The sequence below is a fragment of the Shinella sp. HZN7 genome, from assembly GCF_001652565.1.
GTDB lineage: Bacteria > Pseudomonadota > Alphaproteobacteria > Rhizobiales > Rhizobiaceae > Shinella > Shinella granuli.
Window position 1 is genome coordinate 140,424 of the sequence record NZ_CP015741.1, and the last position, 14,603, is coordinate 155,026.

8 protein-coding genes and 6 pseudogenes are annotated in these 14,603 nt (G+C 58.7%); 3 read left to right on the forward strand and 11 right to left on the reverse strand.

The window, feature by feature from the left end:
- Positions 1 to 58: 58 nt before the first annotated feature.
- Both shn_RS30790 and shn_RS35380 read right to left on the reverse strand, forming a co-directional pair.
- Entirely contained in the window at positions 59 to 775 is a 717-nt protein-coding gene (locus shn_RS30790) for an ABC transporter ATP-binding protein (protein WP_024271190.1), read from the reverse strand.
- A 1-nt stretch (position 776) separates the two neighbouring features.
- Positions 777 to 995 (reverse strand): annotated as a pseudogene (locus shn_RS35380) (FtsX-like permease family protein); the annotation flags it as partial.
- Here shn_RS35380 and shn_RS35385 point away from each other — a divergent pair.
- Positions 996 to 1,217: pseudogene (locus shn_RS35385) on the forward strand (transposase); the annotation flags it as partial.
- Here the strand turns inward: shn_RS35385 and shn_RS30800 are convergent.
- On the reverse strand, positions 1,160 to 2,347 hold the full coding sequence (locus shn_RS30800; RefSeq protein WP_084438688.1) for an IS110 family transposase: 1,188 nt from the start codon (positions 2,345 to 2,347) through the stop codon (positions 1,160 to 1,162). The pseudogene shn_RS35385 and the gene shn_RS30800 overlap by 58 nt on opposite strands.
- Before the next feature lie 256 nt (positions 2,348 to 2,603).
- Between shn_RS30800 and shn_RS30805 the strand changes: the two are divergent.
- Positions 2,604 to 2,841: pseudogene (locus shn_RS30805) on the forward strand (transposase domain-containing protein); the annotation flags it as partial.
- A gap of 205 nt (positions 2,842 to 3,046) precedes the next feature.
- Here the strand turns inward: shn_RS30805 and shn_RS30810 are convergent.
- The 5 genes and pseudogenes from shn_RS30810 to shn_RS30830 form a co-directional block, all read right to left on the reverse strand.
- Positions 3,047 to 3,760 (reverse strand): IS6 family transposase, encoded by a 714-nt coding sequence (locus shn_RS30810; protein WP_037095196.1) that lies wholly within the window; start codon positions 3,758 to 3,760, stop codon positions 3,047 to 3,049.
- Between the two features lie 157 nt (positions 3,761 to 3,917).
- Positions 3,918 to 4,994 carry an NAD(P)-dependent alcohol dehydrogenase gene (locus shn_RS30815; protein WP_037093318.1) on the reverse strand — a complete coding sequence of 359 codons (1,077 nt, stop codon included), beginning with the start codon at positions 4,992 to 4,994 and terminating at the stop codon, positions 3,918 to 3,920.
- Between the two features lie 32 nt (positions 4,995 to 5,026).
- Positions 5,027 to 6,139, reverse strand: a complete 1,113-nt coding sequence (locus shn_RS30820) for an ABC transporter permease (protein WP_037093317.1) — start codon at positions 6,137 to 6,139, stop codon at positions 5,027 to 5,029.
- 2 nt (positions 6,140 to 6,141) lie between these two features.
- Positions 6,142 to 8,909 (reverse strand): annotated as a pseudogene (rbbA, locus tag shn_RS30825) (ribosome-associated ATPase/putative transporter RbbA).
- Positions 8,906 to 9,976: an HlyD family efflux transporter periplasmic adaptor subunit gene (locus shn_RS30830; RefSeq protein ID WP_081950720.1), complete on the reverse strand. Its 1,071-nt coding sequence runs from the start codon at positions 9,974 to 9,976 to the stop codon at positions 8,906 to 8,908. The pseudogene rbbA and the gene shn_RS30830 overlap by 4 nt, the downstream one beginning before the upstream one ends.
- 172 nt (positions 9,977 to 10,148) lie before the next feature.
- Here shn_RS30830 and shn_RS30835 point away from each other — a divergent pair, with 172 nt between their 5' ends.
- Positions 10,149 to 10,703 carry a TetR/AcrR family transcriptional regulator gene (locus shn_RS30835; RefSeq protein ID WP_245337523.1) on the forward strand — a complete coding sequence of 185 codons (555 nt, stop codon included), beginning with the start codon at positions 10,149 to 10,151 and terminating at the stop codon, positions 10,701 to 10,703.
- A gap of 549 nt (positions 10,704 to 11,252) precedes the next feature.
- Here the strand turns inward: shn_RS30835 and shn_RS30840 are convergent.
- The 3 genes and pseudogenes from shn_RS30840 to shn_RS30850 form a co-directional block, all read right to left on the reverse strand.
- Positions 11,253 to 11,981 carry an FUSC family protein gene (locus shn_RS30840; protein ID WP_145926118.1) on the reverse strand — a complete coding sequence of 243 codons (729 nt, stop codon included), beginning with the start codon at positions 11,979 to 11,981 and terminating at the stop codon, positions 11,253 to 11,255.
- Positions 11,923 to 12,676: pseudogene (locus shn_RS30845) on the reverse strand (IS6 family transposase). The gene shn_RS30840 and the pseudogene shn_RS30845 overlap by 59 nt, the downstream one beginning before the upstream one ends.
- Before the next feature lie 548 nt (positions 12,677 to 13,224).
- Positions 13,225 to 14,531: pseudogene (locus tag shn_RS30850) on the reverse strand (IS701 family transposase).
- Positions 14,532 to 14,603 lie beyond the last annotated feature (72 nt).

The window sequence follows — 14,603 nt, forward strand, 5'->3', positions numbered from 1 at the left end:
TGCCGTCAGCTTCCGGTCAGCAAACACCGCCATCGTTGCAGCGGAAAGATAATCGTTCTCACGGGCCCGTTTCGAAGCCGCGCCCTTCGCCTGCTTCTTCGTGGGTGACCCCGTCGCGGATGTGGTAGATGCGCCTGAAGGTGGGGATGATCTTTTCGTCGTGCGTGACGACGATGATCGCCGTTCCGAATTTCACGGCCATGTCGTTGAGGATCCGGATCACGGTCAACGCGCGCACACTGTCGAGCGGGGCGGTCGGCTCGTCGGCAAGAATGACAGGCGGCCGGTTGACCAATCCGCGCGCGATGGCAACGCGCTGTTGCTCGCCGCCGGAGAGCTGCGATGGCATCGCATCGGCTCGGTGCTCGACATCGAGTGCTTTTAGAAGCTCTCGCGCGCGTTGGCGTGATTCATGATTTGGGATGCCGGCAAGCATGGGAAGCAGGGCGACATTGTCGGTCACGTCCAAAAAGGGAATGAGGTAAGGCGCCTGGAAGACAAAACCGATCTTGTCGCGCCTCAACGCACGCAGATCGCGGATCTTCCATCCATCGTCATAGATCAGCTCGTCACCAAGGGTCATCCGCCCACCGCTCGGGTCGATGACCGCCCCCAGAGCTTTGAGTAATGTACTCTTCCCAGAACCCGACGGTCCAATCAAACCGACGACCTCGCCGGGCGCGACCCGCATATTGACGTCTTTGAGGGCATCGACGGCGGTGGAGCCGCTGCCATATCGCTTGCGGATTTTCTCGATCAGTATCCCGCCGCCCATCTCAGCCACCGATCGCCTCGGCGGGGTCGACCTTCAACGCCATCCGGATCGCGACGATGCTGGCGAGCGCGCATATGGCGATGACAACGATAACGCCGATGATCGTATCGGCGGAAAGAAGAAGGACGAATTTCGGAAACAACGGCGCTGCAAAGGTCGCCGTGATCTTGCCAACGACGAAGCCGATCAGCCCGAGCACGATTGCCTGCTGCAGGATCATGCAGACACGCGGGACTGGCTCACGCATCATCGTGCCCGCGTCGCTGGCAAATCGCCGCTTGGCGAAGCGCTTTCCTACATCGCCAAATACTGGGATGGCCTTTGCATCTTCCTGACCGACGGTCGGATCGAGATCGACACGGATGTTGTTGAACAGCCCCTTTCTCAACCTTTTTGTGGTTTAGGTGGCCTATCTCTCCAAGCTTCGACCATGGCCGCGTAGGCTGCCTCCGCCTGTGCAACTAGCTCCATCTCTCGATGTCGGATTTCCTTGATCCAGTAATCGCGGGCGGGACCAGCGGGCCCATGTGCTTTGGGAGCGCCGGCACGAAGTTCAAGCTTGCGCATCTTCATGGCGACAAAAGCGGGCCGAGCCCATCTGTAGGGAGCCTCCTTGGTCAGCAACTGCCAGATCAGATTCGCGATCTTGCGCGCCGTGGCGACCGCCGCGACGTTGAGGCCTTTGCGGTCCTTGATCCGGAGAAAGAAGGCACGCAGCGGCCCCGGAACCGACGCGGCCGACCAGGCAGCTTCGATCAGCATCGTTCTGGCAGTCGCATTTCCCTGTTTCGAGATGCGGCCATGGATTGCGCCGCGATCCCCGGACTGGCGCACCCGCGGGGTCAAGCCGAAGTAGCTCGCAAGCTGGTCGGGCGTCGGGAACCGAGAGATGTCGCCAATGGCGGCTATCACCGCCGTGGCGACCACAGAATTTATTCCGGCGATCGTCATCAGCTTGCGTGTCCGACTGTCGTCAAGCGCAATTCGAGCCATGGAACCATCCAGCTTTTCAAGCTTGCCCTTCAGCCAGTCCAGTTCATCGAGATGGCGGGCGAGGAGGTCGCGCTCTGCCTTGGGCAATGGGGCCGTCGAAAGCCAGTCTCTGCCATCTTTTCCGAACAGATGTCCCGAGTATTTCGGCACGAGATTGGCGTGGAGAATGGCCTGAACCCGGCTCTTCACTCGTCGCACTGATCGCACGAGCGCCGCGCGCTCCGACACGAGACGGCGCAGGTTCAGGGTATCATCATCCGCCGCCCAAACCTCTGGCAAGAAGCCGGCGGCATGAAGCTGCGCCAGAATCCGCGCGTCGACTTTGTCGGTCTTCACGCGCGCGTGGGCGATGGCCTTCACCTGAAGCGGGTTCGCGATCACGACCTTGGCCACGAACGGCGTCAGCAACCTTACGATGGCCGAGGTGTTCCCGGTTGCTTCCAGTATGACTTCGTCATCCTTTCGAAGCTTTTGCCCAAAGGCCACCACAGCGTCGTAATCCAGTTCCACCCGGAATTCTTCGGTGACCTTGCCCCGGTCAAGAACCGCGACCTGCGCAAAACTTCGATGCACATCCATTCCGATCGACCGCATTCCAAATCCTCCATGTTGTTGATGGGGGAGTGCGCGGGCTGTGCGACATCTACGGATACGCGCTCGCAGCGCAGACGGGATAGTCGCAGGGGCGGCCAGATAACAACGCGAGCTCGCAGCTCAAAGTCAATTCGGCCTGCCCGCTTCTTCGCACTCCGACGCCCCTGTCCCGACACGACAATTCTAACATGACAGGATAGAATCTGCCGAGCGTTCGTGGGACGCCGATGACAACATGCCCGATAACAATACCGTTGAGCGGACCATTCGGCCGATAACATTAAATCGGAAGAATGCTCTTTGCGGGACACGATGCAGGAGCGGAGAACTGGGCGACAATCGCCTCGTTGATCGAGACGTGCAAGCTCAACGCTGTCGATCCGTTCGCCTATATGACCGCCACGCTCACCGCCATTGTCAATGGTCACAAGCAGGGCCGGGTTGACGAACTCCTGCCGTGGAGTTTCACCGCAAGGTGAGATTTGCCGAAGAAGTCATCCCTCGGCAAAGGCCGATGAACTCAGCTTGAGATCACCCTACCATGGCGTCGTGTTCTCCGGTTCGACGAACGTCCCCGATGTCGTTGCAGTCAGCGCATACTGCACTGGCAGCCTTGCTCCTTCCTCGGGAGGGTGGCGTCGCCTTAACCGATTTTGGGATGCGGTAGTCTCTTCGACCTGAACTTCACGCATCAATCGACAAAGCGATTTCCCGCCAGGTCGAGATGGCGTGAGTGCGAAGCTGGCGATGGTCTGCGGCGGTCAAGTCTTTGCGGTGAAGAAGGAAGAGATTGGCGATCTGGCCGTGAGTGGAGACGAAACGCTGACATTGCCGCGCGGACTTGAAGCGCATCATGCGCCGCTCTCGTCGTCGCACAGCAAGATGGGAATTTTCAGCCTGGTTGTTCAATCCCTTGTGCGAGCGATGTTCGACCTTCGGCATCAAATCCGCCTTCGCAGCCGAATAGGAACGCAGCTTGTCGGTCAGCATCACGCGCGGGGCGATACCTTGACCCTTGAGCAGTTTGCGCATCAGACGCAAGGCTGCTGCCTTGTTCCTTCGGCTTTGCAAGAGGGCGTCGAGAACGTAGCCGTTGGCATCGACGGCGCGCCACAGCCAGTATTTCTTTCCCTTGATCGTCACCACCATCTCATCGAGCTGCCACTTGTCGGCAAACTGGCCTCGTGAGCGGCGTCGGAGCTGATTGGCGAACTTCAAGCCAAATTTCGCCGCCCATTCCGAGACGGTCTGGAATGAGACGTTGATGCCGCGCTCGGCCAACAGATCTTCGACGTCGCGTAAACTGAGCGGAAATCGGAAATACAGCCAGACCGCATGGGTGATGATCTCGGCAGGAAAGCGGTGGCGTCTGAAGTGGGCGGCAGGGAATTCGGTCATGACAATCCGAATATCAAGTCGGCTAAAACAGGCGGTTAAGGCGACGCCACCGACGCGGGTCATCAACCTGAGCATTTCGCCGAAATGCCGTATCGCTGCGACAGACACAGAACTTAGGTCCTAGAAATGGTCGGTACGCGCAAAGCCGGCCATATCTCTACGGCTCGATGGCGACCTTCAGCACGCCGTCGCGTTGGTTTGCGAAGAGGTCGTAGGCGGCTTCGATGTCGTCGAGCTTGTAGCGATGGGTGACCAACGGCTTGAGGTCGACGCGGCCCGACGCGCAGACTTCCATCAGCCGGCGCATGCGCTCCTTGCCACCTGGGCAAAGGGTCGTCACGATCTTGTTGTCGCCGAGGCCGGCCGAAAAGGCGCCGAGCGGTATCGTCAGGTCGCTTGAATAGACGCCGAGGCTCGACAGTGTGCCGCCGGGGCGCAAGGATTCGAGCGCCGAGCGGAAGGTGCCCTGGGTGCCGAGCGCCTCGATCGCGACATCGACACCGCGGCCGTCGGTCAGCGCCATGATCTGTTCCACCGGATCGCCGGCCTTGAAATCGATCACGTGGTCGGCGCCGAGCTTCTTCGCCACTTCCATGCGCGAGGCCAACGTGTCGACGCCGATGATCGTCGTCGCGCCCATCAGTTTCGCGCCCGCGACCGCACAAAGGCCGATCGGTCCGAGCGCGAAGACCACAACCGTGTCGCCGATCCGGACGCCGCCGCTTTCCGCGCCGGAGAAGCCAGTCGACATGATGTCGGGGCACATCAGCACCTGCTCGTCGCTCAGATGGTCGGGGATGGGGCTCAAATTGGCCATCGCATCCTTGACCAGCACGTATTCCGCCTGGCAGCCGTCGATCGTGTTGCCGAATTTCCAGCCACCCATCGCCTTGAAGCCGTGCCTGGTACCGGCACCGTCCTGCGAGCCGCAACCGCACAGGCAGGCATAGCTGTGACCGGAAGGCGTGATCGCGCCGGCGATGACACGCTGGCCTTCGGTGTAGCCCTCGACGGCGGAGCCCAATTTTTCGATGACGCCCACCGGCTCGTGGCCGATCGTCAGCCCCTTTGCAACCGGATACTCGCCTCTCAGGATGTGGACGTCGGTGCCGCAGATCGTCGTCGTCGTTATGCGGATCAGTGCATCGAGCGGTCCGACATCAGGAACGGGCTTCTCATCGAGAACGATGCGGCCCTTCTCGACAAAGATCGCGGCTTTCATTTTCTGCGCCATTGGTAAATCCTCCAGGGATAATGGACCGGTTGCTATCTTAGAAATGCGCGGAATCGCCTGAGAGCGAAAACGAACAGTATGGAGCCGATGACTGCCAGAGCAAGGAGTTGGGGCCAGACGATGTCGATACTCGCACCGCGAAACAGGACGGATTGCGCCAGCATGATGAAGTGGGTGTTCGGCGCCGCCAGCATGATGTTCTGTATGATGTCCGGCATGCTTTCCCGAGGGGTGACACCGCCGGAAAGAGCCTGGAGCGGCAACAGGGTCAGCATGAGGAGAAGTCCGAACTGGGGCATCGACCCAGCAACAGTGGCAAGAAAGATGCCCAGGGACGTTGTGGCGAACAGATGCAGAGTTGCACCAAACAGGAAGAGAACGATCGACCCCTGGATCGGCACGGATAAGATCTCCTGCACCATCACGATCAACGAAAAGGCGGATGCCACCAGGACGACGAAACCCATTGACCAGATCTTGCTGACCATGATTTCGAATGGCGTCACCGGCATGACGAGCAGATGTTCGATCGTCCCGTGTTCGCGCTCGCGGATCAGCGCCGCTCCTGTCAGGATGATGGAGAGCATCGTGATGCTGCTGATGACGTTAGTAACGGCTCCAAACCAGCCTTTATTCAATTCAGCATTGAAACGGGCCCTCAGCGTCAGATCGACGGGAAGATCATTGGCCGACCGGTAGCGGTTGAGATACTCGTTGACTTCACTGTTGACGATGCTCTGGACGTAGCCGTTGCCACTGAAAGCCTGGCTCATCCGGGTGGCGTCGATGTTGAGCTGAATCGTCGGTGTCTTTCCAGCCAACAGATCGCGTTGAAAGTTAGGTGGAATATCGAGCGCAAACGTATCCAGCCCGGCATCCATGCGCTGGTCCATTTCGGCGATCGTGATCATCTGCGGTTTTCCGAAATACGGAGGATAGAACGCCGTGCTAATGCGCCCCGAAATCGGCGACTGGTCCTCGTCGACGATGGCGATGGCGGCATTGTTCAATGTCTCGGGCATCGCTGTAGAGGCGGTGTAGACCGACAGGCTGAATGCATACACGACAAGGATCAGCAACATAGGATCACGCAGGAGCCCTCGTAGTTCCTTCAGACCGAGCTGGACGATGTTAGAGGACAACATGATCAGGTCGCCTGTTTCTTGAGAAGGGTCACACTGAGACCGAGGAGAACCGGAACGGCTATGATGAGCGGTACGAACGACCCGGCGAGGCCGGCGAAATCGAGGCCTTTCGAAAATGTCCCACGGGAGATGGCGACGAAATAAGTTGTGGGATAGATCTGGCCGATCAATGCCCCGCCTCCCTTCAACGATGAAACCGGGTCGATCAGGCCGGAGTATTGCACGGCGGGAATGAGAGTAATAAGCGCTGTGGCGAATAGCGCCGCGATCTGGCTGTTCGTGAACGTGGAAACAACCAGGCCCATCGCGGTGGCCGCGCTCACGTAAAGCAAGGCGGCAACGGCGAAGGTTAGAAAACTCCCCGTGAACGGCACCTGGAAAATCAGCGTCGCAAATGCCGTCAGCAATAGGAAGCTGACCATAGCAAGAACGACATACGGTATCTGTTTGCCGATCAGGAATTCGAGCCGCGTCACGGGCGTGACATAGAGGTTTACGATCGATCCCAGCTCTTTTTCGCGCACGACGCTGAGGGCGGAAAGCATCGCCGGAATAAGCATCAGCAGCAGGGGGATGACGGCCGGCACCATGGCCACGAGGCTCTTTACATCGGGATTATAGCGATAGCGGGTCTCTATCTTGAAATTCCCGGTCGTCGCGGCGTCACCATAAAGTTCTCGTGCCTTGCGGATCAGCCACGTACTGTGCATGCCCTGCACGTAACCGCTGACAGTTTCCGCACGAGCCGGCATCGCCCCGTCGATCCAGGCGCCGATCTCGACATCGGCTCCACGCAGGACATCGCGCCCGAAGCCCGGCGGTATCTCGATGGCGAGGCTCAACTCGCCATTCTGCATTCGCTGATCGAGGTCGGCGTAATCCGTAATCGCCGGTCTTTCTACGAAATACCGTGAGCCGGCGATATCAAGGATATAGTCGCGGCTGATCGTCGAATCGTCCCGGTCGAGAACGGCAAACGTCAGGTCCTCGACGTCCAGGTTGATGCCGTAGCCGATCACGAACATCAGGATTACACTGCCTAGAACCGCAAGCGTCGCGCGGACAGGGTCGCGCTTAAGTTCGAGCGCCTCGCGTTGCGTGTAGCTGAACATGCGGCGCGGATCGAAAAGACGGCGAACGGACGGAACGGAATGGGGGCGTCGGTTCCGTCCGTCGCCTGAGCCTGCCCTGGCGGCGGAGCAGGCTTTTTCTCTTGAGGGCCGCTCGCCTCCTCAAGATAGGCGATGAAGGCTTCCTCAAGACTTTTTGCGGACCGGCTGCGGATAATGCCGGTTGGCGTGTCGCTGACCAGGACCTTGCCCGCATGCATGAGCGAGATGCGGTCGCAACGCTCCGCCTCGTTCATGAAATGGGTGGAGACGAAGATCGTCACATGGTCTTTGCGCGACAGATCCGCAAGAATCTGCCAGAAATGGTCGCGCGCCACCGGATCGACGCCGGAGGTTGGCTCGTCGAGGATCAGGATGTCCGGTGAATGGATCATCGCAACCGCCAGCGAAAGTCGCTGGCGAATACCGAGCGGCAAGGCGTCGGGCAGCGCGTCCATAATATCGGCAAGATCGAAACGCCCGGCCATTTCTGTGACACGCGCGGGAATTTTCCCCGCATCCATCTTGAACAGTCGCGCATGTAGGTCGAGGTTCTGTCGAACCGTCAGCTCGGAATAGAGCGAGAAAGCCTGACTCATATAGCCGACCCGGCGCCGCACATCCATGTCCTTGGGATCGACTTTATCGCCGAAGAGCTTTGCCGTTCCCTCGCTGGCCGCCAGAAGGCCCGTCAACATTTTCATCGTCGTCGTCTTGCCGCAGCCGTTGGAGCCGAGAAAGCCGAAGATCTCTCCGCGCGGGATCTCGAAACTGACATCATCGACGGCAGTGAAGTCACCAAAGCGCATTGTCAGGTGTTCGGCCTCGATGGCCAGATCGCCATCCCGTCCGTCTTCGCGCGGCGGAATAACGACCGAGTGATATCCTTTGCGGTCCTCTTCCGGCAGAAGTGCGATGAAGGCGGAATCGAGATTGGCGGCACCGGTCTGTTCCAGAAGTTCCTGCGGCGTGCCGGTGGCGAGAATTTTGCCGGCATTCATTGCGACAAGCCAGTCGAAGGCGGCGGCCTCCTCCATATAAGCCGTCGCGACGACCACGCTCATGCTCGGTCGTCCGGCGCGTATTGCGTCGATCAATTCCCAAAACTGCCGGCGCGACAGCGGATCGACGCCAGTGGTAGGTTCGTCGAGAATCAAAAGGTCGGGGTCGTGGATCAGCGCGCAGCAGAGACTGAGCTTCTGCTTCATGCCGCCCGAAAGCTTGGCCGCCGGCCTTTCCGCAAAGGGTGCAAGACCCGTGCGCTCGAGAAGCTCGGCTATCCGGCGTGCGCGCTCCTTGCGGTCGTGGCCGAATAGCCGTCCGAAGAAATCGACGTTCTCAAAGACTGAGAGGGTGGGGTAGAGGTTCTTGCCGAGGCCCTGCGGCATATAGGCGATGCGGGGACAGGTCGCATTCCTGTGTTTCCTGTCGCCCATATCGCCACCAAGAACTTCGACCTGGCCTTGTTGTATGGCGCGCGCACCCGACACGAGCGAAAGAAGGCTGGACTTGCCCACGCCATCCGGTCCGATCAATCCCACCATGCATCCGGCAGGCACACCGAGATGGATATCGTCAAGCGCGACATTCTTGCCGTAAGCAAGGCGGACATCCGTCAAACGCGCGACGATGTCCCGATTGACAGTCGTTTTTCCGTTCATTTGACGAGGCTTTTCTCAAGAATGTCCGGCCATGCGGCGTTCGGATCGAGCTTCACATAGGCCATTCCCGGCAATCCCGTCTTGACCTGCTGTATATACTTCTGAAGAAGCGCAGGTTCGATCTGCGCGCGGACTCGGAATGTTAGTTTTTGACGTTCTTCCTCGGTCTCGACGGTCTTGGGCGTGAACTGAGCGACATCAGCAACGAAGGAGACTTTCGCTGGGATGACATATTGCTGCGCGGCATCGAGAACCAGACGAACATCGCTTCCGATCGAAGTCCGACCCACCTCAGCCGTCGGGAGGAAGAACGTCATGTAGACGTCGCCAAGGTCAACGAGATTAAGAACGCGACCACCAGCCGACAAAACCTCTCCCGGCTGCGCAACACGATATTGCACTCGGCCATCCCTCGACGCCTTCAAGGTGCTGTCGGCAATATCCGTCTCGATGCTTTCGATCGCCGCCTTCGCGGCATCGACTGCAGCTTCCGCATCCACGACCTGCGCCTTTGCTGCGCTGATCGCCGCATCTGACGCGGCAAGCGAAGCTTCTGCGGCGCCGAGGGTAGCTTTCGCGCCTTCTTTTGCCGCCCTGTCATCATCCAGCACCTGTTGCGAAACGGTGCTGCTGCGGATCAACTGTTCCGTTCGAGCAAACCTTCTTTCCGCCGCATCGAGTTGAGCTTGACGCTGGGCGATCACGGCAACTGCGGAGACACGCTCTGCTTCACGCTGAGTTACCAGGCTTTTCGCTGTATCGATTGAAATAACCGCTCTGCGCAGCTCAGCCTCGGCTTGCCGCTTCCGGGCCAGAAGTTGGTCAGTCTCCATCTGCGCCAACACTTGCCCAGCTTTGACGAAATCACCCTCGCGCACCAGGATTTCCCGCAGTCGCCCGGCCGTTTTCGTCGAGATGTCGATTTCCGTCGCCTCAATACGGCCGTTGCCGCCCACGATCCCTTCGGGCAGACTGTCATCTGCGAGATGACGCCAGAAATAGTAGACCCCGCCTGCTGCAATAACGATAGCGGCGACAAGCAGCCAACCCTTGCCCGACATCTTCATATGACCCCCTCAACTACCCAATTCCAGAACCGAAACGGATTTGCCCTTTGTCATTCACACATGCTTCATGCCGTGACATTGACCTAAATCAACCGCTGTTGACCTGGTCGCACTGTAAGTTATCGTGCTTTGAGCGCAACAGGATTTTTTGACCTCTATGAAAACTCAGTCGATGGCCGTCCCGAAGATTTCGACACGCGAGCGCATACTCGATGCCGCGGTCTTACGCTTTTCCCGTTATTCCTACGAAGAGACAGGTTTGCGCGACATCGCTGCCGACGTCGGTGTCGACGTGGCTTATGTGCATCGTTGCTTCGGATCGAAGGCAGAACTCTTCGCCGAGGCCGTTGCGGTCACGATACGGGCGGAAGAATTATTGTCAGGGGAACCGGCTCGGTTGGCTCATACGCTGGCAAAACAACTGTTCACCTCTGATGGATCCCAACCGGAAGATGGGCCGGGAAAATTGGATATCATCATCCACTCCCTGACAAGCCCGGCGGCGACATCCATCCTGCGTGAATTCATCATGAACGATTTCATCAAGCCTCTCAGTGCGAAACTGGATCAGCCTACGGTGCAGAAGGCCGCCTTCGTCACTGCTCTTGTTACCGGCCTAGGCATAATGAGAAATGTTCTGCAGATGGATCCCTTGCTTGACGACGAAGGCGGCGAGCTCGAAAGCTATCTGACCACATTGTTAAAAACGATCATGGCAAGCGCGTGAGTGGTGGAGTGCGACCTGGCAGAGGGGACGACAGGTCCAAAACTGCTCTCCCCGTCAACCGTTACAAAATCTGCGCAAAGAGCAAAGCCGGCAGACAGGACAAATGCCCCGACCAGCCTCTGGAAAGCGGCACTATTTCTACTCGTTTTAGCTTCGACGACGATCGCCCCTGCCATAAGCTGGTCTCGCGCATAGAGGTTGCGAAAAACTTGGCGCCGATTATGTGTTCGAATTGAATGTGGCTATCCAAGGAACAGATCATGACGCTGACGGACGGCCGGGGCGTCGATGTCGAACCTCTTCTCGGCAAAGCGCGGAGACAACAGGATCGTGACCATGCTTTACCCAGGTGGCACGGAACGGATGGGCCGGCTGATGGAAGTCTGTGCGTCGGCTGTGTTGACCTGAAGCCGCTTGTCACCCATCGCATCAAACTGCACGGCATGCTGAAAGTCCGGATCGAGCCACTGGTCCTGACTTACCCGGCTACAGCTGCACCGCCTGGTCTATCAGGCGACTGGGCGTTGAGCAGACTTTCCAGCGTAGCGGTCAGCAAGGCCGCAACGATCGTTCCCCGAACGTCAGGACGACGCGCGTCAATGCCGCGTAGGATGGCTCCTGTGTCGTCAAGGCGCCAACGATCAGAGAAAGCGAGACCGACAGGCTGAACTGATACACCATGGGCGGATGTCTCCCGGACATCATTTTGCTCGCAAAATAAAGCGCCACCAGGAAAACGAGACCGACCACAACAACGAAATGGGCGGTGATGGTGAGGATGAACAAGGCAGTGCCGGCGGCGACTGCGCCAAACAGGGTGGCCATGACCCGCTCTTTCGCTTCGGCAAACAGTCTCTCGCGTGTCGGAAAGCATAGAACGAAGATGGCAGCGATGGCCATCATCATGTTGGACATGTCGAGAAAGCTGTACAGCCAGAAACTCAAACCCAGGAGGACGGTGGCACGGATTCCCGCCGATCGCAAATGATGGCCGTCCGCCGGCGTGTATTCCTCGATCATCTCTTCTCCGGTCGCAGGCGGCAGTACGAGGTAGAGGACAGGAATAGCGATCAGCGCGACGATGCCGGCTTCCGTAAAAGTATCGCGCAACGCCTCCAGCGATGCTGTCGAGTTCATCCCCATGATGGACACGAGACTGACCGAGGGCTTGTCGCAAACATTTTCGGAGCGCGCAATTATCCACTGAGCGTCCTCGTTTTCATGCTTTGTTAACCTTTTGTAGTCCGAAGAGGTGCGCGAGCAGATCGTTCTGATCATTTACGGTCCACACGCCGGAAAAGCCGAAGCCCTTCTTCAGCCAGAGCATGGCTTCGAAGCCTGCGATTGTCCGACGCGCCGTTTTGAAGGATTGGAAGCCGCCGATCTTGGGCATGTTCTTCTTAACCCGAAAGTGGTCACTCTCGATGCGTTGTTGGAGATGCTTTTGTGACGTAGTGCACGGGGTTGGGCTGAAGCAGACCATCATCTACCGATGCTTTAATCGCGGATGGGAAGGTATTCGCTCCATCCGTGCCGATCTTCTTAGGCGATAACAGGGGCTCGTCTTTGAGCATTTTGCGGAAGAACCTCTTTGCAGCATCCAGGTCGCGCCTGGCCGCCAGCAGGAAATCCATCGGGTTTCCATGCTTATCGATCGCCCGGTACAGATAGCGCCACTTGCCGCGGATCTTCACGTACGTTTCGTCGATCCGGATCGAACCACAATGCGGGCGTCGGAACTGGCGAAGCCGCTTCTCGATCATCGGCGCATAAGCCAAAACCCAGCGGTTGACAGTGCTGTGATCGACCTCGAAACCACGTTCCCGAAACATCTCCTCAAGGTCTCGATAGCTGAGCGGATAGCGCAGATACCAGGCCACCGCCTGCATGATGAGCCATGCCTCGAAATGCCGACCTTTGAAGTCGTCCTTTGATTGGCGCTTCAGCTTGTCGGCAATGGCATTCAGAATCATGGCTACGCTCCGCTACATTGGGAGCGGCAATTTCTCCGCTGGTGGTCAACAGCCGTTAACCAAGAAAATTTGCGACAGGCCCAGCCCTACTCACCGATTTTCGTCCTTACCGTTCGCTGACCTCCTCACACGCCGACGATCCGTCCTGACTTTAGCTCATCACCTGCTACGCTGCAGCCAGAGCGGAATCCTTGTAATCTTCGTTCTTGGTCGTCATTGAAGTCACCATGGTGGGCGCGAAAGCCTCGACTGCATAGCGGTCCCACGCCGGGCACGGACATGAGGCGGGCGGTGCTCTGCGCAGTGGATGATCACGACGAACTCGATCCTCCAGATCGACATAGCTGAAGAGTTCACCCGCCCTCACATCGCGGCCGCGCATGCATGACTCCAAAACTCGACGTGAGTGAAATCACGGCGAAAGCCTCCAGGCCAGTTTCTTTTTAAACAGCCTGCTAGTCTTACTGCGTCACAAGTTTGTAAGGTTCTAGCGGCATTGATCCTGGTGCAGCATGGAAATCTCTGAAGGTTGGGACTGAGTGCGACGGTCAAGTGCCTACGGACGGTTGCGATCGAATTTGGCGTGTGTCGTGTCGGGTCGGATCGGGGGATCCGCGGAGTCGGTAACCTTCGGGAACGTTAGGTTCCGGGCGGTTTTTGGTTTTTGATCGGCGCTGAGGGGGAATCTCTCTCCTTTGGAGATGAGGAATCCGTTAGCGGCAATTGCAAAGGCTTGCATGATGATGGAAGCCGCGCCAGCCGCGCCCCCTCGTAATGGCCGAGCCCGAGTTCCTGCTTGAGGTCCTGATAGTCGCGCTCGATACGCCAGCGTAGCTTGGCGGTGCTGACGAGCGTTGCGAGCGAAGCGTCGGCGGCGAAGAGTGGAGAGCCAGTATTGAGCGGCTCGGTGTCGCCCTCGGGCCATGTCGATCAGCAGCCATTCCTCGGCACGGGGCAGTCAAATTGTAACCCCTGGAGGCGGGCCTGACGCGCACGGCGGCAAGCGGGAACTGAGATCGGTGTTCGTTCCTTCCGCCAGCCAATGGTCTGCCAGACTTCGTGCGGCAGCTCCTGTGCCATCGCTTTCATCGATATCGGGTCTGTGTTCAGGACTGCGACGCATCAGCGGGGTTGGCCAACCCTTTCACGCCAGGGCTTGGGCTGCAATGGTTCCTCGCTGGGTCGCCAGACACTAATAAGTGTCGGTTGCCACGACATAGTCCGAGGCGAGCGCCGACAGGCCGGTGCGGAATGCGCCGTCCGCGCCATAGCCGGCGTCGGCCAAAACCACGCCGGGCGCAACTCCGTCCGCTTGAGCGGCGCGGATCTGGTCGAGCGCGATTGCGGGCTTCGTCTGGAGCGCGACGCTGTCAGGAATCTTCGCCTTGCGCCGCCGCGCGGGATCATCGGCCCAGATCTCGGACAAATACAGCCGATAGGCAATCGGCGAGCTCGCCGCGACGTTGGCGATCGAGAGGCTGCCCGCGACCTGGCAGTTGTCCTGCTTGCCGAGCTGGCCGCAATATTGCCGCGCAACCCCGACCGAATGCTTGCCCTTCTTGGGGAACCCGGTGTCATCCACGATCTAAGCCTCAATACGCCCATTCTGCTCGATCAGCGGCAGCACCAAGTCACGAACCCGCGCCAGGAGAGCCTCGTCAGACACGGTTGGCCGATGCCCGCGCTGGCGCCGTCACCGCCGCAGAGCCTCGACACTCTTGCGGTCCACCGGCAGCATTAGTCCGAGGCAATAATCGTTGAGCGGCTCCGCCCGATCGGCGTGCCCGATCACATCGACCGGCTTATGGACATAAGCCGCAAAGGCTGCTTCACTTCCCATGCTCAGGCCATTCATCTCAGCGTTCTCCTGCTGACTACGAATCGCTTACGCTAGCACAGCATTGCTCAGCGAGAATCCCAGGATTTG